Here is a 22,296-nt window from a genome sequence, read left to right on the forward strand (position 1 = left end):
AGGTGTGCGGCGGGCTCGGACGGGTGTCACACGGTGACGAGCTCCGAGGTGGCGTCCTCGGACGCCTCCTCGAGGGCCGCGTCGGTCGCGGCGCCCGTGTCCCGGTAGTGGCCGATCGTGGCGAGGAGCAGGCCGAGCAGCGCCCAGCAGGCCAGCGCGACCCAGAGCTGCGTGGTGTCGGCCCGCGCGAAGTACGACTCGTCGCGGAGCAGCGCGGCGGCCGCGCCCGGGGGCATCCACTGGCCGATCGCGCCCCACGGCGCCGGAAGCATCTGCCACGGCTGGGCGGCCGACGCGATCGGGTTGGCGACGAGCAGGAAGAGCACCGGGCCGATCGCGATCCCGGGGCGGCCGACGATCGACACGAACCCGACGATGACGCCGCCGACGGCCAGGATCGCGAGGCCGATGATCCCGGCGTTGACCCAGTAGGACCCGGCCAGCGCACCGAACCAGCCCTGCAGCACGCCCGCCACGGCGAGACCGCCGAGGGCCGAGTACGCGGTGACCGCGGTGACCCGGCGCCGCACGCCGACGACCAGCAGCGAGATGGCGATGCCGCCGATCATGCCGCCGATGACCAGCGGGAACGTGAGTGCGCCGAGGATCGCGCCGCGCGGGTCGCCCGCGTTCAGCGGCACGACGTCCGTGACCGGGACCGCCGAGCCCGTCTGCTGCGCCAGCACCGGCGCGAGCGCGGTGAGCTGCTGGGCGACGATCGGGCTGCCGCCCGACGCGACGAGGATCTCCGGCTGCGCGCCGAGGACGACGGCGCCGTAGACCTCGCGGGTCTCGATGAGGTCGACCGCCGCGGCGCGGTCCGCCGCGGGGACGACGTCGAATGCGCCCGGGGCGCGCGCGTCGAGACCCTGCGCGACGGGCGCCACGGCCGCGGCCGGTCCCGCGACGGCGACCGGCAGGTCCCGGGGCTCGGAGGTGACCGCGGGCCAGAGGAAGGCGAGCGCCAGGACGGTGAGGACGGCGGCCAGCCCGGCTCCGAGGCCGAGGAGGCGACGCCACGGGGTGTGCGGCTGCGTGTGCATGACTGATCCTCTCGAGTAAAAGCGAACGTTCGTTCTTCTAGAGAGATCGTCGTCCCGGGGCGCCGGAGTTGTCAAGAACGATCATTCGTTTTTATGCTGCCGTGTGCCCAAGGTCACCGAGGAGTACCGCGTCGCCCGCCGTGACGAGATCGCCGACGCCGCCCTGCGCGCCTTCCGGCGCAAGGGGTTCCAGGCCACCTCGATGGCCGACATCATCGGGGAGTCCGGGCTCTCGGCCGGCGCGATCTACGGGCACTACCCGAGCAAGGGCGCGATCGTCGTCGACGTCGCCTCCCGCGTCATCGGGTCGCGCATCCTCGACATCGAGCAGCTCTCGCGGGTCGAGCCGCTGCCCGCGCCGCCCGCCCTCCCGCGCGTGCTCGTCACGGGCATGATGCAGTCGCTGGGCAGTCCCGGGATCATGCTGCAGCTCTGGGGCGAGGGGATGTCCGACCCTGAGGTGCACGCCCTCACCTACGAGGTGATCATCCGCCTGCGTGACGCGCTGACTGCGTACGTGTCGCTCTGGCACCAGCGGACGCACGGCACCCCCGCCGACGAGGCGGAGGTCCTGGCGGTCGAGCAGGTGCCGCTGCTCATCTCCGCCGTGCAGGGCTACGTGGTCCAGGCGTCGATCGTGCCCGACTTCGACGGCGAGGCGTACCTGGCCAGCGTGGAGAAGTACCTGCCCCGCTGACCCTGGACCGTCCCGCTACGGGATCTGGCTCGCCCGGAACTCGTCCTCGAGCAGCGACATGATGATCGCGTCGCAGTAGCCGGGTCCGTCGCGGTAGGCGTCGCGCTTGCGACCCTCGACGCGGAACCCGAGGTTCTCGTACAGCGACTTGGCCCGGGCGTTGATGCTCAGCACGTCGAGCTCGACGCGGTGCAGCGCGAGCCCGTCGAAGGCCAGGCCGAGGATCAGCTGGATGGCCTCGGTGCCGTACCCGCGCCCGCGGTAGCCGGGCCGCATGGCGAGCCGGAGGTTGGCGGACCGCACCACCTCGTCGATCTCGTTGAGCACGATCTCGCCGAGGTACTCGTCCGAGGCCGTCGTCGTCACGGCCAGGTCGATCCGCCCGTCCACCTGCGAGATGGTCGCGCACCAGTCGTCGATCTGCTGCCGCGTGAACACCTGCGTCGTGCCGGTGAGCCGGTTGCCGTCGGCGTCGTTGACCGACTCCCACAGCCCGTCCGCGTCGCTCGCCCGGATGGGTCGGAGCACGATCATCTCGCCCTGGAGCGTGGGCTTCTCCATCGCTGCCTCCTGTCGCCGATCGGGAACGCTACGGCGTGGGTGTGCCAGGGACGTTACCGGCGGATCACGGCGCGCGTCCGCCGGAACACCGAACCACCGCGACGTCCGCACTCGAGCGGGCTCTGAGCCCCTCGAGTGCGGACGTTGGGGACTCAGGAGCCGATGCGCTCCAGCAGAAGCTCGCGGACGCGGCCGGCGTCGGCCTGCCCGCGGGTCGCCTTCATGACCGCGCCGATGATCGCACCGACCGGTCCGAGGTTGCCCGACCGGATCTTCTCGGCGATGTCCGGCTGCGCGGCCAGGGCTGCGTCGATGGCCTCGAGCAGCGGGCCGTCGTCGGACACGACCTCGAGCCCGCGCGCGACGAGCACCGTCTCCGGGTCGCCCTCGCCCGCGAGCACGCCCTCGAGCACCTGGCGCGCCAGCTTGTCGTTGATCCGGCCGTCGTCGACCAGCTTCTGCAGCTGCCCGACCTGGGTCGGCGTCACCGGCAGGTCCGCCAGCTCGACCTCCTGCTGCTTGGCCGTGCGGGCCAGCTCACCCATCCACCACTTGCGCGCGGCCGCCGGGCTGGCGCCAGCGGCGATCGTGGTCTCGATGAGCTCGACCGCCCCGGCGTTGACGACGTCGCGCATCTCGGCGTCGGCGTACTCCCACTCCGCCTGCAGCCGCCGACGTCGGGCGGCGGGCAGCTCGGGCAGGCCGGCGCGGATCTCCTCGACCCACGCGCGGTCCGGCGCGATCGGGACGAGGTCGGGCTCCGGGAAGTACCGGTAGTCCTCGGCGTCCGACTTCACGCGACCCGACGCCGTGGTGCCCGTGTCCTCGTGCCAGTGGCGCGTCTCCTGGATGATCGGCACCCCGGCGTCGAGCACGCCCGCCTGGCGGCTGACCTCGTAGCGGACCGCCCGCTCGACCGACCGGAACGAGTTGACGTTCTTGGTCTCGGTGCGGGTGCCGAGGGGCGATCCCGGCGTCGGGCGGATCGAGACGTTGACGTCGGCGCGCACGTTGCCGCGCTCCATCCGGGCCTCGGAGACCTCGAGCGCGCGGAAGATGTCGCGGAGCGTCTGCACGTAGGCGCGGGCCACCTCGGGCGCCCGCTCCCCCGCGCCGGTGATCGGCTTGGTGACGATCTCCACCAGCGGGATGCCCGCGCGGTTGTAGTCGACGAGCGAGTACTCGGCGCCGTGGATGCGCCCGTCGGAGCCACCGATGTGCGTGTTCTTGCCGGCGTCCTCCTCCATGTGCGCGCGCTCGATCTCGACCCGGAAGATGCTCCCGTCGTCCAGCTCGACGTCGACCCAGCCCTCGTAGGCGATGGGCTCGTCGTACTGCGAGGTCTGGAAGTTCTTGGGCACGTCCGGGTAGAAGTAGTTCTTCCGGGCGAACCGGCACGTCTCGGCGATCGAGCAGTTCAGCGCCAGCCCGATGCGGATCGCGTACTCGACGGCGACGGCGTTCACCGCGGGCAGCGCGCCCGGCAGCCCCAGCGAGACCGGCGTGACCTGCGTGTTCGGCTCCGCACCGAACGTGACCTCGGCGCCGTCGAACATCTTGGTGCGCGTGCCCAGCTCGACGTGCACCTCGATGCCGATGACCGTGTCGTAGCGCGCGACGGCGTCGTCGTAGTCCACCAGCGTGCTCATCGCGCGATCTCCAGCTCCGGGGCCTTGCGCAGCAGCGGCCCGCCCCACTCGTTCTCCAGCAGCGCCTCGAGCGCCGCACCCACGCGGTACAGCCGGTCGTCGGCCTTGGCCGGCGCCAGCACCTGGAACCCGACCGGCAGGCCGTCGTCGGACAGGCCGCTGGGCAGCGACAGCCCCGGCACGCCCGCGAGGTTGGCCGGGATGGTCGCGACGTCGTTGAGGTACATGGCCAGCGGGTCGTCCAGCTTCTCGCCCAGCTTGAACGCCGTGGTCGGCGCCGTCGGGGACACCAGCACGTCGGCGGCCCCGAACGCGGCCGTGAAGTCGCGCTGGATGAGCGTGCGGACCTTCTGCGCCGAGCCGTAGTAGGCGTCGTAGTAGCCCGCGGACAGGGCGTAGGTGCCGAGGATGATCCGGCGCTTGACCTCGTCGCCGAAGCCCTGGCCGCGCGTCGCGGCCATGACGCGCTCGGCCGTCGGGTTGTCGTCGGGGATGACACGCAGCCCGAAGCGCATGCCGTCGAACTTGGCCAGGTTGCTCGACGCCTCCGCCGGCAGGATCAGGTAGTACGCGGCGAGCGCGTACGTGAAGTGCGGGCAGGAGACCTCGACGATCTCCGCCCCGGCGCCGCGCAGCAGCTCGAGCGACTCCTCGAACCGCGCGAGCACGCCGGGCTGGTAGCCCTCGCCCTGCAGCTCGCGGATGACCCCGACGCGCACGCCCGACAGATCGCCGTCCGCGCCCTGGCGGGCGGCGGCGACGAGCGCCGGCAGCGGCTCGTCGATGGAGGTGGAGTCGCGCGGGTCGTGGCCGCCGATGAGCTCGTGCAACAGCGCCGAGTCGAGGACCGTGCGCGTCACGGGTCCGGCCTGGTCCAGGCTCGAGGCGAGCGCGATGAGTCCGTAGCGGGACACCCCGCCATACGTCGGCTTCACGCCGACCGTGCCGGTGACGGCGGCGGGCTGACGGATCGAGCCGCCGGTGTCCGTGCCGATCGCCAGCGGCGCCTCGTAGGCGGCGACCGCCGCGGCGGAACCGCCCCCGGACCCGCCGGGGATCCTGTCGAGGTCCCACGGGTTGTGCGTGTTGCCGTAGGCCGAGTGCTCGGTGGACGACCCCATGGCGAACTCGTCCATGTTGGTCTTGCCGAGGATGGGCAGGCCGGCGGCCTTGATCTTCTCCACCAGCGTCGCGTCGTAGGGCGGGATCCAGCCCTCGAGGATCCGCGAGCCAGCGGTGGTCTCCAGGCCCTTGGTGACGACGACGTCCTTGACCGCGATCGGCACGCCCGCGAGCGCGTGCAGCGACTCCCCGGCGGCCCGGCGGGCGTCGACGTCGGCCGCCGTGGCCAGGGCCGCGTCGCTGCTGACCTGCAGGAACGCGTGGATCGCGCCGTCGACGTCGGCGATGCGGTCGAGGTGCGCCTGCGTCGCCTCGACGCTCGACACCTCCTTCGCGGTCAGCTTCTCCGCGAGCGTGGCCGCCGAGAGGCGGACGAGGTCGGACGTCATGAGTCCTCCCCCAGGATCTGCGGCACGGCGAACTTGCCGTCGATCTGGGCGGGCGCGGACGCCAGCACCAGGTCCCGGTCGACCGGCGTGACGGGCACGTCGGGCCGGAACACGTTGGTCAGCGGCAGGGGGTGGCTGGTGGCCGGCACGTCGGGCGTGGCGATCTCGCTCACGCGGGCGACCGACTCGACGATGACGTCGAGCTCGCCCGCGAGGCGGTCGAGCTCCGCCGGTGTGAGGTCGATCCGTGCCAGGCCCGCCACGCGCGCGACCTCGTCGCGAGAGAGGGTGGACATGGCTCGGAGTCTAGACGTTTGGGCGCCCGCTCCCTCCGCTGGGCAGCATGGCCAGGAGTACGGGCGGAACGGGCGGTCGCCTAGACCCTGTCTGCCGCCGCGAGCACCAGCGCCAGGAGCGCCTGGGCGTAGGCGTCGGCCGCCTCGTCGGCGCTGAACACCTGCTCCGGTCGGCCCGCGACCTCGATCAGCACCTGGTAGCCGCCGTAGGTGGACCGGGCGAGGCTGCGGAAGGTGCCGCCGAGGAGGTCACGCAGCTGGTCCTCGCGCGGCAGCCACAGCGCGTCCTCCTGCGCCACCGAGTCGAGCGCCCACTCGGTCGTGCCGTTGAACCCCAGCACCGTGCCCGTCGGGTAGTCGTGCGGCTCGACCACCATGTCCGAGATCGTGAACACCTGGTCCTCGAGCGTGCGCACGGCGAACCGGTCGCCGGGGCGCGGGTGCCAGCGGAGCCCGGCCTCGTGGAGCGCCGCCGCGTGCGCGAGGGAGATCATCCGACCAGTATCTGCTGCTTGCGCCCACGTGTCCTGATGGTCACCAGGGCGGCGCCGCCCGTGAGCAGCAGGAGAGCCAGCATGGCCAGGGCCTGCGCGTCCGCACCCGTCGCTGCGACCGCCGCCGCCGGGACCACGACCGTCGCGTCGTCGGTCACCGGCAGGCAGTCCGGGCACGACTCGGGCGGCTGTCCGCCGCTCGCCGCGGCCACGTTGGTGAGCGACATGCTGGGCGGGGCCGTGAGGCTCGTCGCGAGCGTGATCGGCGGGGCCGCCTGGCCGACCGCGAGCTGGGCGGGGTACGTGCACGTCACCGTGTCCGCGAGCGCGCTGCAGGTCCAGCCGGCGCCGGACGCACTCACGAACGTCATGCCCTCGGGCAGGTCGTCGGTCATCACGACGGGGGCGGCGGTCACGTTCGGGCCGAGGTTGGTCACCACGACCTGGAAGACGGGCAGCAGGCCCGGGATCCCGACGACGTCCTTCGTGATCGCGAGCCTCGACAGCGGCAGCACGTCGACCGGGTCGGTCGCGGTGTTGTTGTCGAGGTCGACGTCCTCGCTGGGCGTCGTCACCGTGACGGCGTTCGTCACCGACGGGTACGCGTCCGCCTGCACGTCCACCACCAGCGTGATCGCGACCGGGGTGTCGATCTGGACGCCGTCCGCGAGCGCGCACGTGACGGTCTGGCCGGTCGCGTCGCACGTCACGCCGTCGCCTGTGGCCGAGACGTAGCTGACGCCCGGGGGCAGCGTGTCGGTGACGGTCACCGGGCCGGGGTCGGGCGTCGGGCCGGTGTTCGTGACCTCGATCGTCCACGTGCCGTCGCTGCCGACGACGAACGCGGCGTCGTGGGTCTTCGTCACCGCGAGGTCGACCTGCGCGGGCACGCCGACGTCGTCGGTGGCGGTGTTGTCCTCGCGGTTGTCGCCGTCGGTGATGGTCTCCACGACCGCGACGTTGCGCACGGTCGGGAAGGCCTCGGGCCCCACGGTGGTGACGAGGTCGATCGGCGGCGTGAACCCGGCGGGCGGGACCGGGACCGCGTAGGTGCATCGGACGATCTGCAGGAGGGCGGCGCAGGTCCAGTCGGTCCCGGCCGCCGCGACATAGGTCAACCCGTCCGGCAGCGTGTCCGTCACGACGACGTCGCGGGCCTCGGACGGCCCCACGTTGAAGACGCGGAGGTCGAACGTGACGTCGTCACCCACCCGCACGGCGCCGACGTGCGTCTTGGTGATCCGCACGTCCGCGTTCTGCGTCACGACCACGGGGTCGACGGCCGTGTTGTTCTCGGGCACCGGGTCGGTGGTCGGCGATACCGCGGTCGCAGTGTTGGGCAGCACGCCTTCGTCCACGGTGGGATCGACGAGCGCGGTGATCACCAGGTCCGGCGCCGTCGCGCCGGACGCGAGCGCCGTCACGCCGTCCAGGTCGCAGACGACCGTCGTGCCCGCGCCGTCCGGGGTGCAGGTCCACGGGCCCGAGGACGAGTCGAACGTCATGCCGGCCGGGAGCGTGTCGGTCACCTCGATCGGCGCGACGGCGTCGGACGGGCCGTTGTTGGTCACCCCGATCGTGAACGTCACGGTCTCCCCCGCGTTCACCAGTCCCGCCGGGTGCGTCTTCGTCACCGCGAGGTCGGCGACCGCGTCGACCGTGATCGTGGCGTCGGAGGTGTTGTCCGCCGGGTCGTCGCCGGGGCTGGACGTGGCGACGGTCGAGGTGTTGGTGAGGTCGGTGCCCTGCAGGACGTTGGCGTCGATCGCTGCGGTGACCGTGAGGACGCTCGTGGTCGGGGGGTCGCCGGCGGCGGGCGCCGGGAAGCTCGGCCGGTCGCAGAGGACCTCGTCCGGCGCGACCGTGCACGCCCAGCCGTCGCCCGCGGGGCCGGACGCCGTGAGCGCGGTCAGGCCCGCGGGAAGGTCGTCGACCACGTGGACGTCGTCGGCGTCCGACGGCCCGGCGTTGCCCACCGTCAAGGTGTAGGCGACCTGGTCGCCGGCGACGAACGGACCGGCACCGGAGACGTCCTTGACGATGCTCACGTCGGCGGAGTCGACCACGACGACGGCGTCGGAGTCGTCGTTGTTGGTGAGATCCGGGTCGGCCTGCGGGCCGTCGACCGACGCCTGGTTCAGCAGCAGGGACGGCCCGGCGTCGGCGGCGACGCGCACGGTCAGCGTGATGGGCGGCGCGAGCGCCGGCGTCGCGGGCGAGCCGCCGGCGATCCCCGCGGCGCTCGTGCAGGTCACCGTTCCCGCGTCCTCGCTGCAGACCCAGCCCGTCCCGGTGGCGGACACGTAGGTGACGTCGGCCGGCAGCCCGTCGGCGACCACGATCGGGCCGACGGTGGCGGACGGCCCGAGGTTGGACACCTGCAGCGTCCACTCGAACAGGTCACCCGCGGTCGCCGTGCCGGTGTGCGACTTGTCGAGGGCCAGGTCGGAGACGGACGTGAACGCGGTGTTGTCCGTGTCGGTGTTGTTGACCAGGTTCGGGTCCGGCGTCGGCGAGGACACCGTCGCCGTGTTCAGGAAGCTGCCCGCGCCGACGTCGGGGGCGACGCTCACGCTGATGCTCACCTGCGTCGACGCGCCGAGTTCGAGCGGCGCCGTGCTGGTGCACGTGACCGCCTGCCCGACGGCCGAGCAGCTCCAGGTGCCCGCCGGGTCGACGACCGCCACGAACGTCAGGCCGACCGGCAGCGTGTCGGTGATCGTGAGGTTGGCGGCCGCGGCGGAGGGCCCGTTGTTCACCACGTCGAAGGTGTAGGTGTTCGTCGTCCCGGCGACGAAGGTCCCGGTGTGCGTCTTCTGGATCGCGAGGTCCGCCGACGTGGTCACGGGGAACGTGTTCGTCGCGGTGTTGTTGGCCGGGTTGGAGTCCGGCGTCGTGCCCGCGACCACCGCGGTGTTCGTGAGGTTCCCCGTCACGCCGGGGTCGATGTGGGCCACGACGGCGATCTGCGGCGCCACACCGCCGGACGCCAGCACCGTCGACCGGGTGCACATGAACGTCTGGCCGGTCGCCGTCGCAGGGCACGTCCAGCCGATGCCGACCGCGGACACGTAGGTGGTCCCCGCGGGCAGCGTGTCCGTGACGGTGATGACCGGCTGGGAGTCGGACGGGCCGTTGTTCACGACGCCGATCGTCCACACCGTGTCGCCGCCCGCCACGCCGGGCCCGGCGTGGGCCTTCGTCACCGCGAGGTCGGCGTTCGTCGTCACCGTCGCCGCGTCGGTCGTCGCGTTGTTCGCCGCGTTCGGGTCGTACGTCCGCGCGCTGGCCGTGGCGGCGTTGGTGAAGGTCGTGCCGCTCGGCGTCGTCGCCGGGATCGACGTCACCACGGTGATCACGGGGAACGACGCCCCGGACGCGAGCGTTCCGGGCGAGGTCGTCCGGGCGCAGCTGACGACGCCCGAGACGGGCGCTCCGCAGGTCCAGCCCGTGCCCGTCGCCGAGACGAACCCCGTCCCCGCGGGCAGGGTGTCCGTGACGACGAACGGCCCCACGGCCGTGTTCGGCCCGTTGTTGCGCACCGTCACGGTCCAGGTCGCGCTGCTCCCGGCGACCACCGGGGTCACGTGCGTCTTGGTCACCTGCAGGTCCGCCGAGTCGATGCGCGTCTGCGCGGTCACCTGGCCGTTGTCGTAGTCGCCGTCGGCGTTCCCGGTCGCGCCCGTCGCGTCCTCACCCTGCACCCGTGCGCGGTTGACCTGCGGGATCGTCGACCCGACGCCCGGAGCCGTCACCACGGCCGCCGTGGGCCGGAGCTGGAAGGTCATGCTGGCCGTCTGGCCCGGGTGCAGGGTCCCCAGGTCCGACCACACCGCGATGCCCCCGCCGATGACGGGGTCGGCGTGCGGGACATTGGTGCCGACGGGCGACGTCAGCTGCGAGGTGCCCGGCACGTACTCCCAGCCGGTCGGCAGGACGTCGGTGATGTCGATGCCGAAGGCGGGTGCCGACCCGTCGTTCGTCGTCGAGACCCGCCAGGTGAAGGGCGACCCGATGTATGCGGGCGCGGCCGAGACCGCCGTCTTGGTGGTCTGCAGGTGCGGGAACGCGGGCGCGACCTGCGCGGTCGCCGTCGGGCCGACGTAGACGCGGCCGCCGGACTCGAGCGACTCGTAGTTGGTCACCTGCACCGAGTTGGTCAGCGCGGAGGTGTCGAGGATCTCGGACGGGGCGAGCGTCGCCTCGTAGGTCACCGTGACGTCCGCACCGGGCGGGTAAGCGATCGCCAGGCCGCGGGTGTCCCACGTGATCGTGCCGCCGCCGCGCACCGGGTCGTCGCCGGTCAGGACGCCGCCGAAGCTGATGCTGTCGGGGTCGACCACGACGCCGACCGGCACGGTATCGACCAGCACGCCGTTCCAGGAGTCGCTCGAGGTCGGGTCCGCGGAGTTGTGCGCGGTGATCGCGTACCCGAACCGGTCCGCCGGCCCGGGCGTCGGGTCGTCGACCGCCTTGTCGATGGTGACGTCGGGCTCGATCACCGTGAGGGTCGCGCTGGCGGAGCTGCCCGTCGTGTCGAAGGGCGAGTCGGCCGAGTCGGGGTCGCGGTTCGGGCTGTCCGGGCTGGTGTTCCACGCCGTGTGCACCGTGTTGGTGAGCGCCACGCCCGCGACATTCGCCGGCACGTCCGCGACGGTGCCGACGTACGTCACGGAGACGAGGCGCAGCTCGGGGCTACCCGTTAGGTCGCCGAAGTTCCAGGCGACGAGCGTCGATCCGTCGGGTCCGGCCGCGTCGTTCAGACGGACGGGCACCGCCGTGCACGGCACGGGTGGGACGGAGAGCTCCTCGCACGAGTAGTCCACGATCGTGGAGTCGGCGATGCCGGCCGGGAGCTGGTCGACGAAGGTGGCGTCGTAGAAGGCCGTGTTGGCGGGGATCACGACGCTCACGTTCCAGACGGCCCGCTGGCCGATGGTCGCACGGCTCGGCAGCACGATCTTGGTGACGCCCGTGCCGACGATCAGGACCGTCGCGCTCCCGGTGTCGGTGCCGGAGCGCTCGTCGGGGTTGTCCGGCGCCGTCGGGTCCGTCTTGCCGTCGTCGAGCGTCGAGCCCGAGAGCGTGACGTTGTTGGTGTACGACGTGCCCGCGACCGCGTCGACGGGGACCCGGGCCGAGTACGCACGCTCCGCGCTCGCACCGGGCTGCACCGTGCCGACGTCCCATACGAGGGCGGTAGTCCCCGTCGCGCACCCGTTGGCCGGCCCCCCGGCCGCCGGGGGCTCTCCCGGGTCGGCGCCGTAGGCGACGAACGTCATGCCCGCGGGCAGACAGTCGACCAGGAACGTGTCGTGCAGCGGGCTCCGGGCCGTCCCGCTGCCGTCCGTGTTCACGTTGCTGGCGACCACGCGGTAGTTCACGGTCGTCCCGCCGGGCACCGGGAGCACGGAGTCGTCGGTCTTGACGACCTCCAGCCGCGGCTGGCGCATGGTGATCGTCCACGACGCCGTCGCGGGCGGCAGGGCGGAGCCCCCTTGTGTGGCCAGACTGTCGAACCGCGCCGTGTTGATCGCCTCGAGGTTGTTCTGCGACGGGCTCATGGCGGCGGTGGTGACTCGAGCCGTCAGGACGACCTGGAAGCGCTGGTCGAACGCCGTCCCGTTGCTGTAGGTGGGCGGGAAGGTCACGGTGCCGGTGTCCGGGTCGATGGTGACGCCGGCCGGGACCGGCGCGGTCGCCGCGCTGTCCGCGTCGGGGTGGTAGGTCAAGGTCGCGTCACCGACCTGGACGAACCCCGTCGGCAGAGGGTCGCGCAGCACGCCGTCGAACGCGGCCGTGCCGGCCAGGATGCGGACGCCGTAGGTGTAGGTGACGAGCTCGCCGATGGTCGCCTGGTTCTCCAGGTCGTTGTTCGTCTCGACGATCGACGTCGTGGCGGACTTGTCGACCTCGGGCCCGGGCACCTGCACGTTCGAGGGGTCGGAGGCCGCCGGGGCGTCCCACTGGGTCGGCAGGACGGAGAGGTCCACGTTCTGCCGCGGGTAGAACGTCACGGTCCCCCCGCCGGGCACGTTGGTCAGCGCCTCGTAGCTCCGCACGTACGCGGTGTCCGTGTAGGTGGTGCCGACGCCGGCGGGGTCGGGGATCGTCGTGTCGTAGAGGACCGACTGCGTGGCGGCCGGCCCGATGCCCTGGCCCGAGAGGTCGGGCTGCGAGCCGTCGATCGGGAACACGACCTGCAGCAGGCTGAGGTCGGCCGCGCCGAGGAACGCCGGGCGCCCCGGGTCACCCGGGTCCGTGCAGGTCACGGTCGGCGCGGCGGCCGGGACGGGGTCGAACCGCACGTTGCCGATGTCGGCGCAGGTCAGCTGGACCGGGAGCTTGTCCCAGACGTTCAGCGCGCCCACCTCGTAGCCGTTCGCGGTCCCGGATACGCCGTCGTTGGTGACGTCGATCCGGAACGTGGCGACGGAGGTCGCGCGCACCTCGGACCCGTCGACGTTGCTGTTCACGCCGTTCGGCCCGCTGGAGGGAGCGTTCACCGACTCCACGCCCTTGACCACGCGGACCGGCGGGACGGGCGCCGTCTGGGCGATCAGGCTGTCGCGGAACGTCTGCGCGATGCCCGCGGAGTTCTCCGCGCGCAGCTTCATGAGGTTCGACCTGGTGAGCGCCGTGGTGCCGGGAGCGGCCGTGGTCACGTTCGCCTGGATCACCGCGGCGAAGACGGCACCCGCGTCGACGAACCGGTTGCCCGCCGGCCCTGCCGTCCCGATCAGGAACTGGACCGCCGTCGCGTTCGAGCTCACCGCGAACGGCGCACCCGCGTTGGTGCTCGCCGCCGTCGCGGAGCCGGCGACGTACGTCATGCCCGGCGGCAGGAAGTCGGTGACCTGCGGGTTGCGGGTCTCCGTGAGGTCGGAGAAGTCGACGGTCAGGGCGTAGCAGACCCGGTCGCCCTTGCGGAACTGCGTCTCCTCCGGGGGGAACGACGCCGGTTCGCCGTACAGGCTGACGTCGGTCGGGCATGCCCCGCCCGAGAGCGACCGCGGGGCGATGAGCTTGTCGATCGACTCCGAGCCCGTGGTCAGCGTCCACGAGGAGGTGTCCTCGACCTGGACCGTCCCCGTCTCGCCCGTGCCGGCGATCGGCGTCGTCGTCGCGGTGAGCGAGGCGTGGTTGGTGAAGGTGTCACCGGTCGCGGTCGCCTGCCCGATCAGCGCGCCGCCGAGGTACTCGGGCAGCATCGCCGCGGAGTAGGAGACGGTCGTCGTGGCGTCGGGACCCTCGGCGATCGGGGCGAACGTGATGTCGAAGGTGCCGTCGACGTTCTGCGCGGCCGTGGCCACCGGCACGGTGGGCGCCGGGGCACGGCCGCCGTCGCACGCCGGCAGGGAGCCGACCGAGTAGTTGGTGCCCGGCCCGCCCAGCGGGCACGTGCCGTTCGGGAGCGTGTCGGCCAGGACGATGTCGGCCGCGCTGACGTACTCGCTGGACTCGACCGTGAGCGTGTAGCGCACGGTCCCGCCGGACAGGAAGGTCGACCGGTCGGCGCTCTTGCGCATCCGGACGTCCTCGACCGACACCGTCTGCGTGTCCGAGGCCGTGACGGTCGACGGGGTGCCGGGGGCCGTCGCACCGGCGAAGGTGCCGGTGACCTGGGCGACGTTGGTGGCCGAGAGCTCGTTGGCTGTCTCCCGCGTGGACGGGCCGGTGTTGTTGTCCAGGTTGGCCACCTGCAGCAGGCCGCCCGGCGCGGGGTCGGGGAACAGGACGTTCTCGCGGAGCGGGACGCCCGCGGCGTACCGCAGCGTGAAGCTCCCCGACGCCGGGAGGTCGGGGATGGCCCACTCGACGCGCGTGTAGACGCCGGCCGGGTAGGTGGTGGACCCGTTCGGCGGCGGGTCCTGGACGGTGGTCACCGACGTCGGCGTCAGGCAGTCCGGCGGCACGGGCGTCGCGGTCAGCGACGGTGCGCCCGGGTACTCGAGGCCGGCCGAGTTGTCGACGGCGCCGCAGCCGAGGAACTCCAGCCGCGCCGGGAGGTAGTCCGTGACCACCAGGCCGCTGCTGCCGCCCGAGGGCGCGGCGTCGATGGTCAGCGAGTACACGGTCGTGTTGTCGTGCACGCCGCGCAGCAGCTCGCCCTCGGGACTCGGCTCCTCCTTGGTGATCTGCAGCGCGGAGATCACCGTCGTCGTCGGGTTGGAGGTCGCCGTCTCGGTCGCCGTGTCCGGCACCAGTGCGCCCGTCTCGTCGAACTCCGGTGCGACGAACGGGTCCGTGCTGGAGTAGACGTCGGCGACGTTCTCGACCGTCGAGCCCACCGGGTACAGCGCCGGGTCGGGCAGCGCCTGGAACGTCAGGACGAACGAGCCGTTGACGGACAGGTCCGAGACGTTGGTCCAGGTCAGCGTCGTCTGGTCGGTGTCGGGGTCGACCACCTGCGTCGGGTCGCCCGCCCCCGCCGGCGTCGTCGACCCACCGACGTACGACACCCCGGGCGGGATGACGTCGCGGAACCCGAGGTTGTACTCCGGCACCGCGTCGGGGTTGCTCGGCGGGTTGGTGACCGTGAGCGTGTAGGTGATCGGCTCCCCGGCGAGGACGTCGCCCGGCGCCTCCTTGGTGAGCTGAATCCCGGGCGACGCGACGGCCGCCGTGACGGGCCCGAACAGCACACCGACGAGCGCGAGGACGCTCACCACAGCAGCCGTGCGCATCCGTCGTGTACGCACGCCACGCACAGCGACGGTGCCGGCCATGGACGTATCGTGCCCGATTACCGATACTTCAGCCCGTTCTGCACGATCTTTCCGCGGTAGTGCACATTCGTCCCACCAGCCCCAGGCGTATCAGCGCGCGCTGAACGCCGCGTCGAACGCGGCCTCGGGCGGGTCGAACGCGTTGCGCCTCACGAACTCCAGTGCCTCGGGCGCGCCGAGCAAGCGGTCCATCCCGGCGTCCTCCCACTCGACCGAGATCGGGCCGTCGTAGCCGATGCTGTTCAGCGCCCGGAACGACGCCTCCCACGGCACGTCGCCGCGGCCGGTGGACACGAAGTCCCAGCCGCGCCGGAGGTCCGCCCAGGCCAGGTGCGAGCCGAGCCGGCCGTTGCGCCCGTTGCCCAGCCGGAGCTTCACGTCCTTGCAGTCCACGTGGTAGATCCGGTCCGCGAACTCGAGGATGAAGTCGACGGGGTCCAGCTGCTGCCAGATGAAGTGGCTCGGGTCCCAGTTGAGCCCGAACGCATCGCGGTGCCCGATGGCCTCGAGCGTGCGCACGCAGGTCCAGTAGTCGTAGGCGATCTCGCTGGGGTGCACCTCGTGCGCGAACCGCACGCCCACCTCGTCGAACACGTCGAGGATCGGGTTCCACCGGTCGGCGAAGTCCTGGTACCCGGCGTCGACGGCCTCCTGCGAGACCGGCGGGAACATGGCGACGTACTTCCAGATGCTCGACCCCGTGAACCCGACGACGGTCTTCACGCCGAGCTTCGCCGCCAGCCGCGCGGTGTGCTTCATCTCCTCGGCCGCGCGCTGCCGGACGCCCTCGGGGTCACCGTCGCCCCACACCTGGTCGGACAGGATGTCGCGATGGCGCTGGTCGATCGGGTCGTCGCACACGGCCTGACCCTTGAGGTGGTTCGAGATGGCATAGACCTTGAGGCCGTACTTCTCCAGGGTCGCGAGCTTGCCGGCCACGTACTCGTCGTCGTCCCAGCGCCAGGGGTCCAGATGGTCGCCCCAGCACGCGATCTCGAGCCCGTCGTAGCCCCACCCGGACGCGAGGCGTGCGACCTCCTCGAACGGCAGGTCCGCCCACTGCCCGGTGAACAGCGTGATCGGTCGGGTCATCGTCAGCTCTCCTCGTTCACGGGTGTCCAGGTGCTGTTGTCGGCGGCGGACCGCTCCACCGCGGCGAGCACGCGTTGCACGGCCAGGCCGTCGGCGAAGCTGGGTACCGGCTGGCGGCGCTCGGCGATCGCGGTGACCAGGTCGACCGCCTGGTGCGTGAACGCGTGCTCGTACCCGAGGCCGTGCCCCGCCGGCCACCACGCGGACACGTAGGCGTGCTCGGGCTCGGTGACGACGATCCGCCGGAAGCCCGCCTCGACGGCCGGCTGCGACGCGTCGAAGAAGTGCAGGACGTTCATGTCCTCGAAGTCGAACGCCAGCGAGCCGGCCGACCCGTTGATCTCGAGCCGGATGGCGTTCTTGCGGCCCCAGGCGAACCGGGTGGCCTCGAACGTGGCCAGGCCGCCACCGGACATCCGGCCGAGGAAGATCGCCGCGTCGTCCACCGTGACCGGGCCGGTCTCGGTGCTCGACGAGGTCCCGTGCAGGCCGCCGAACGACTCGGCGACCGGCCGCTCCTTCACGAACGTCTCCAGCACCGCGGACACGCCCGTGACCGACTCTCCCGTGACGAACTGCGCGAGGTCGATGATGTGCGCCCCGATGTCCCCCAGCGCGCCCGAGCCGGCCTTCTGCTTGTCCAGCCGCCACGACAGCGGCGCCTGCGGGTCCGCGATCCAGTCCTGCAGGTACTGCGCGCGCACGTGCCGGACGGTGCCGATGCGGCCGTCGGCGACGAGCGTGCGGGCCAGCTGGATCGCGGGGACGCGGCGGTACGTGAAGCCCACCATCGCCAGACCCGTGCTCGCCTCGGCGGCGCGGACCATGGCCTCCGCCTCCTCGACGGAGTTGGCCAGGGGCTTCTCGCACAGCACGTGCTTGCCCGCCGCGAGCGCCGCGATCGCGATCTCGGCGTGGGTGTCGCCCGGCGTGCAGATGTCGACCAGGTCGACGTCGTCGCGGGAGACGACCGCCTTCCAGTCCGTCTCCGTGCTCGACCAGCCGAGCTTGGCGGCCGCGGCCTCGACGCCCTGCCGGTCGCGGCCGGCGACGACCGCCATGTCGGGGTGCAGCGGCAGGTCGAAGAACCGCGGCGCGTTGCGCCAGGCCTGCGAGTGCGCGATCCCCATGAACGCGTACCCGATCATGCCCACGCCCAGGCGCGGGGGTGCTTCTGTCACGGCTCCTCCTTCTGACGCCGGGCGGGTCCCCTGCGGAGAGGGACCCGCCCGGCTCGGTCAGGCTGGCTCAGGACTCGAAGGCCGTCGGCAGGTACTGGTCGACGTTGTCCTTCGTGACGACGGGCGCGTAGAGCTGGATCTTGCGGGGCACCTCGACCTCGACCAGGTCGCTCATCGACTTGCCCTGGACCAGCAGGCGAGCCAGCTTGATGCCGTCGGCCGCCTGCGTCGACGGGTAGATGACCGTCGCCTTGAGCACCGTGTTGTCGGCCTTGATGGCCTCCATGACGTTCTTCGAGCCGGCGCCGCCGACCATGAAGAACTCGTCGCGGCCGGCGTTGTCGATGGCCGCGAGGACGCCGACGCCCTGGTCGTCGTCGTGGTTCCAGATCGCGTCGAGCTGCGGAGCGGCCTGGAGCAGGTTGGCCGCTGCGGCCTCGCCGCCCTGGACCGTGAAGTCCGCCGCCACGCGGTTGCTGACCTTGAGGCCGCACTCGGCGAGCGAGTCCTTGAAGCCGCGGCTGCGGTCCTGCGTCAGGGGCAGGGAGTCGATGCCGGCGATCTCGGCGACCTTGGCGTCGGGCTTGCCGCCCAGCTCCCCGCAGATGTACGCGCCGGCGCTCACGCCCATGCCGTAGTTGTCGCCGAGCACCGTGGTGCGGGCGGCGTTCGGGTCGTCGAACTCGCGGTCGACGTTGATGACGACGATCCCGGCGTCCATCGCCTTGGTCGCGACCTCGGTGAGCGCGGCGCCGTCGAACGGCAGCAGCACGATGGCGTCCACCTTGTCGTTGATGAACTGCTCGATCTGGCTGATCTGCACGTTCACGTCGTTGGTGCCCTCGGCCTGGACCAGCTTCACGTCCGAGTACTTGGCGGCCTCGTCGACGGCCGACTTCGTGATCGAGCCCATCCACCCGTGGTCGGCGGCCGGGGCCGAGAAGCCGATGACGACCTCGTCGCCCGGCTCGTCGTTGCCCGTGGCAGCGGCGGCGGGAGGTGCCGCGGCGTCCGTGCTGGTGTCCTCGGGGGTGTTGGACGTGCAGCCGGTGACGACGAGCGCCAGGAGTGCAGTGGTGGCTGCGAGCGCGGTCCAGCGTGAACGCTGTCGGCGCAGGGGTGCTGCGGACATGACGATCCTCCTTGATCGAACGGGCATGACTGAGACGGGGACAGCAGGTGGTGGGGTCAGGTTCCGGCGCGGCTGCGCTCGGCGATGCGCTGCTGGAGCAGCACGGCGACGACGATGATCACGCCCTTGGCGATGTTCTGCGCCGAGATGGACAGGTTGTTCTGCGTGAACACGTTGGTGAGCGTGGTGAAGATCAGCACGCCCAGGACGGTGCCGACGATGGTGCCGCGGCCGCCGATGAGCAGGGTGCCGCCGACGACCACGGCGGCGATGGCGTCGAGCTCGTAGAACTGGCCGTTGGTCGAGCTGCCGGCCGTCGTGCGGCCGAGCATCATCAGGCCGCCGATGCCCGCGGTCAGACCGCACAGGGCGTACAGGTACATCGTGTGGCGCTTCACCTTGATGCCCGCGAGCCGGGCGGCCTCGGGGTTGCCGCCGACGGCGATGGTGCGGCGCCCGAAGGTGGTCCGGTTGAGCAGGATCCAGCCGGCGACCGCGACGACCACGAAGATCCAGACCAGCATCGGGATACCGAGGAAGTCGTCGCGGAAGAAGTCGAGGAAGCCCTGGACCTTGACCACCTGCGTCTGGCGGTTGGCGATGATCTCCGCCAACCCCCGCGCGGCGACGAGCATGGCGAGGGTCGCGATGAACGCGACGACCTTGCCGTAGGCGATGAGCACGCCGTTGACGAGCCCCGCGCCCAGGCCGACCAGGAGCGCGCACCCGACCATGACGATCCAGTGCGAGTTCTGCGCCATGGTCTGCGTGGCCAGCGTGGACGCCCAGACCGAGGCGAGGCCGATCACCGAGCCGACGGAGAGGTCGATGCCACCGCCCGTGATGACGAACGTCATCCCGATGCTGATCACGCCGAGCACCGCCGCGAGCCGGAGGATCGTCAGCAGGTTGTCGATGCTCGCGAACCGCTCCCCCGCGGTGATCACCCCGAACGCGCAGATCGCGACCAGGGCGATGACCAGGCCGAGGTTGCGGCCCGCGGCGCCCGAGAGGAGGCCGCCGCGCTTCGAGGTCGAGGCAACCTTCTCGACCCGGGAGCTCTCGTCGGCGGCCGGTACGGCTGCCGTGATGTCCTGCTCGCTCACGCGGCACTTCCTTCCATGACGAGGTCGAGCACGCGGTGCTCGTCGATGCCGGACGCCGGTCCCTCGTGGACCACACGCCCTTCGGAGATGACCAGGACGCGGTCGGCCAGGCCGAGCACCTCCGGGATCTCGCTGGACACGACCACCACGGCCGCACCGAGGGCGGCCAGGTCGGCGATCAGGGCGTAGATCTCTGCACGGGCGCCGACGTCGACGCCGCGCGTGGGCTCGTCGAGCAGCAGCACCCGGCAGCCGTGCACGAGCCAGCGGGCCAGCAGGACCTTCTGCTGGTTGCCGCCCGAGAGGGTGCGGGCGCTGCGCTCGGGGTCGGCCGGCCGCACGTCGAGGGCGTGGATCTGCTCCTGGGCAACGCGCCGCTCGGCGCCCTCGTCGAGGAACGACGCCGTGGAGTTGCGCGTGAACGTCGAGAGCGTGATGTTCCGGTAGACCGGCTCGTCGAGGATGAGGCCCTGGCTCTTGCGCTCCTCGGGGCAGAGCCCGATGCCCGCCTTCACCGCGTCGCTCACCGACCCGGCGCGCAGGGCGCGGTCGCCCACCCGCACCGTTCCGGCGGTGGCGCGGCGGGCGCCGAAGACGGTCTCGAGGATCTCGGTGCGGCCCGAGCCGACGAGGCCCGCGAGGCCGACGACCTCGCCCGCGCGCACCTCGAACGACACGTCGCTGAACGCCCCGCGCAGCGCGAGGCCGTCGACGCTTAGCACCGTGGCGGCGTCCTCGGCGACCGGGGGGCGCGGCGCGATGGCGAACTCGACGTTGCGGCCGGTCATCAGCTTGATCAGCTCCGCGGTCGGCGTCTGCGCGGCCGGCAGGCCCGTCGCGACCGTCCGGCCGTCCTTGAGCACGGTGATCCGGTCGCCGATCTGGCGGATCTCGTCCAGCCGGTGCGAGATGTACACGACCGCGACGCCGGACGCCGTGAGCTCGCGCACGACGCGGAAGAGGTTGGTGACCTCCTCCGCGTCGAGCACCGCCGACGGCTCGTCCATGACGATCACGCGCGCGTCGTGGGACAGCGCCCGGGCCATGCTGACGATCTGCTTGCCCGCGGCGGACAGCCGGCCGACCTCGCGGTGCGGGGAGATGTCGGGGTGTCCGAGGCGCTTGAGCAGCGCCCGGGTCCGGGCCGTCGCCGCGCGCCGCTGCGAGAACCCGCCGGTGGCCAGCTCGTGCCCGAGGTAGATGTTCTCCGCGACCGACAGACCGTCGACGACGTCGAGCTCCTGGTACATCGTCGCGACGCCGAGGCGCAGGCCGACGACCGGGTCGGAGATCGTGACCGGGCTTCCGTCGAGGAGGATCTCGCCCTCGTCGGGCTGGTGCGCGCCGGCCAGGACCTTGATCAGCGTGGACTTGCCCGCGCCGTTCTGGCCCAGGAGGCAGTGCACCTCGCCGGCCCGGATCTCCAGGTCGACGCCGTCCAGCGCCCGGGCTCCCGGGAACTGCTTCACGATGCCGCGCATCTGCAGGAGCGGTGCTCCGTCGTGCACGGGGTCTTCGTTGACCATGGGCAGAACGTAGAACGCACTTCTGTCGCTGGTCAAGCAAAAGTCGCCACAGATGTGTCATGGTTACGTGAACGTGACCTACACAAGGCGGAATGGTTCACTGTGCGCATGGACGAGCTCCTCAAGTTCGCCCCCAAGCCGACGGGCGCTGGGGAGATGTTCCAGCTCCTGAGGGACGGGCAGCCCCGGACCCGGTCGGACCTGGCCACCCTCACGGGGCAAGCGCGTTCCACCATCGCCGCCCGCGTCGACCTGCTCCTCTCGTCCGGCCTCGTCGCACCGGCGGGCGAGGCCAGCTCGACCGGCGGCCGCCCGCCCGCGACCTTCGCCTTCAACCCGGCCGCCCGCGTCGTGCTCGCCGTGGACCTCGGCGCCACCCACTCCCGGCTCGCGCTCACCGACCTGGTCGGCACCGTGCTGGCGGAGCACCACGAACCCATCGCGATCTCCGAGGGCCCCGTGCCCGTGCTCGACCGCGTGGTGGAGCTCGGCATGGACCTGCTGGCCGCCGCCGGGCGCCCGGTGAGCGACCTGGTCAGCGTCGGCGTCGGCCTGCCCGGCCCCGTCGAGCACTCGACCGGTCGACCCATCAACCCACCGATCATGCCGGGCTGGGACGACGCCGACGTGCCCGGGCTCCTCTCGCGCAAGCTGCGCGTGCCGGTGCTGGTGGACAACGACGTCAACGTCATGGCCCTGGGCGAGCACACGTCGCAGTGGCCGGAGGTCGACCACCTCCTGTTCGTCAAGGTCGCCACGGGCATCGGCGCCGGGATCATCTCCGACGGCCAGATCCGTCGCGGCGCCCAGGGTGCCGCCGGCGACCTGGGGCACATCGCGGTGCCGGGCGGCCTCGACCTGCCCTGCCGCTGCGGGAACACCGGCTGCCTCGAGGCCGTGGCCAGCGGCCCGGCCATCGCGAGCGCGCTGACCAACGCCGCCACCAGCGCCGACGTCGTCGCACTCGTGCGCGCGGGCGACCTCGACGCCAGCCGCGAGGTGCGGGAGGCCGGTCGGCACATCGGCGAGGTCCTCGCCGCGTGCGTGAGCATGCTCAACCCGTCGGTCATCGTCATCGGCGGCGAGGTCGCCGAGGCGGGCGAGAGTCTGCTGGCCGGCATCCGCGAGGTGGTCTACCGGCGCTCCCTGCCGCTGGCCACCCAGCACCTGCGCATCGTCGCGTCCCGCACCAAGGGCCGCGCCGGGGTCCTCGGCGCCTCGGCCATGGCCTCCGAGCACGTGCTGTCCGCCGCCGCCATCGACGCCCTGATCAGCTAGG

Annotated in this window: 14 protein-coding genes; 2 read left to right on the plus strand and 12 right to left on the minus strand. The window is 72.0% G+C overall.

The annotated features are described in order from the left end of the window. Positions 1-26: 26 nt before the first annotated feature. A complete protein-coding gene (locus AC1DT4_RS01255; RefSeq protein ID WP_477087944.1) occupies positions 27-1,043 on the minus strand; it encodes a hypothetical protein in 1,017 nt (338 codons plus the stop codon). Positions 1,044-1,146: 103 nt separating this feature from the next. Here AC1DT4_RS01255 and AC1DT4_RS01260 point away from each other — a divergent pair, with 103 nt between their 5' ends. Then, a complete protein-coding gene (locus tag AC1DT4_RS01260) occupies positions 1,147-1,740 on the plus strand; it encodes a TetR/AcrR family transcriptional regulator (protein WP_477087945.1) in 594 nt (197 codons plus the stop codon). Between the two features lie 15 nt (positions 1,741-1,755). Here AC1DT4_RS01260 and AC1DT4_RS01265 read toward each other — a convergent pair whose 3' ends face one another. The 11 genes from AC1DT4_RS01265 to AC1DT4_RS01315 all read right to left on the minus strand — a co-directional run bounded on the left by AC1DT4_RS01265 (position 1,756) and on the right by AC1DT4_RS01315 (position 21,017). After that, positions 1,756-2,301, minus strand: coding sequence for a GNAT family N-acetyltransferase (locus AC1DT4_RS01265; protein WP_477087946.1), 546 nt, complete (start codon positions 2,299-2,301; stop codon positions 1,756-1,758). A 152-nt stretch (positions 2,302-2,453) separates the two neighbouring features. Continuing rightward, the gene (gene gatB, locus AC1DT4_RS01270) at positions 2,454-3,950 is read right to left on the minus strand and encodes an Asp-tRNA(Asn)/Glu-tRNA(Gln) amidotransferase subunit GatB (RefSeq protein WP_477087947.1); all 1,497 of its coding nucleotides are present in this window, start codon (positions 3,948-3,950) and stop codon (positions 2,454-2,456) included. Then, positions 3,947-5,461 carry an Asp-tRNA(Asn)/Glu-tRNA(Gln) amidotransferase subunit GatA gene (gene gatA, locus AC1DT4_RS01275; protein ID WP_477087948.1) on the minus strand — a complete coding sequence of 505 codons (1,515 nt, stop codon included), beginning with the start codon at positions 5,459-5,461 and terminating at the stop codon, positions 3,947-3,949. The genes gatB and gatA overlap by 4 nt, the downstream gene beginning before the upstream one ends. Then, on the minus strand, positions 5,458-5,757 hold the full coding sequence (gene gatC, locus AC1DT4_RS01280) for an Asp-tRNA(Asn)/Glu-tRNA(Gln) amidotransferase subunit GatC (RefSeq protein WP_456846127.1): 300 nt from the start codon (positions 5,755-5,757) through the stop codon (positions 5,458-5,460). Before gatC ends, gatA begins: the two co-directional genes overlap by 4 nt. Positions 5,758-5,837: 80 nt before the next feature. Beyond that, a complete protein-coding gene (locus tag AC1DT4_RS01285; protein WP_477087949.1) occupies positions 5,838-6,251 on the minus strand; it encodes a pilus assembly protein CpaE in 414 nt (137 codons plus the stop codon). After that, on the minus strand, positions 6,248-14,980 hold the full coding sequence (locus tag AC1DT4_RS01290; protein ID WP_477087950.1) for a hypothetical protein: 8,733 nt from the start codon (positions 14,978-14,980) through the stop codon (positions 6,248-6,250). Before AC1DT4_RS01290 ends, AC1DT4_RS01285 begins: the two co-directional genes overlap by 4 nt. A gap of 90 nt (positions 14,981-15,070) precedes the next feature. Further along, positions 15,071-16,072 carry a sugar phosphate isomerase/epimerase family protein gene (locus AC1DT4_RS01295; protein ID WP_477087951.1) on the minus strand — a complete coding sequence of 334 codons (1,002 nt, stop codon included), beginning with the start codon at positions 16,070-16,072 and terminating at the stop codon, positions 15,071-15,073. A gap of 2 nt (positions 16,073-16,074) precedes the next feature. After that, entirely contained in the window at positions 16,075-17,220 is a 1,146-nt protein-coding gene (locus tag AC1DT4_RS01300) for a Gfo/Idh/MocA family protein (RefSeq protein WP_477087992.1), read from the minus strand. A gap of 100 nt (positions 17,221-17,320) precedes the next feature. Continuing rightward, the gene (locus AC1DT4_RS01305) at positions 17,321-18,385 is read right to left on the minus strand and encodes a substrate-binding domain-containing protein (protein ID WP_477087952.1); all 1,065 of its coding nucleotides are present in this window, start codon (positions 18,383-18,385) and stop codon (positions 17,321-17,323) included. 56 nt (positions 18,386-18,441) lie between these two features. Further along, positions 18,442-19,491, minus strand: coding sequence for an ABC transporter permease (locus tag AC1DT4_RS01310; RefSeq protein ID WP_477087953.1), 1,050 nt, complete (start codon positions 19,489-19,491; stop codon positions 18,442-18,444). Then, complete coding sequence (locus tag AC1DT4_RS01315) at positions 19,488-21,017, minus strand: sugar ABC transporter ATP-binding protein (protein ID WP_477087954.1); 1,530 nt, start codon at positions 21,015-21,017, stop codon at positions 19,488-19,490. Before AC1DT4_RS01315 ends, AC1DT4_RS01310 begins: the two co-directional genes overlap by 4 nt. 108 nt (positions 21,018-21,125) lie before the next feature. Between AC1DT4_RS01315 and AC1DT4_RS01320 the strand changes: the two genes are divergently transcribed. Next, positions 21,126-22,295, plus strand: coding sequence for an ROK family protein (locus AC1DT4_RS01320; RefSeq protein WP_477087955.1), 1,170 nt, complete (start codon positions 21,126-21,128; stop codon positions 22,293-22,295). The last annotated feature ends 1 nt before the right edge of the window (position 22,296 follow it).

The organism is Cellulomonas sp. P4_D11, assembly GCF_056401915.1.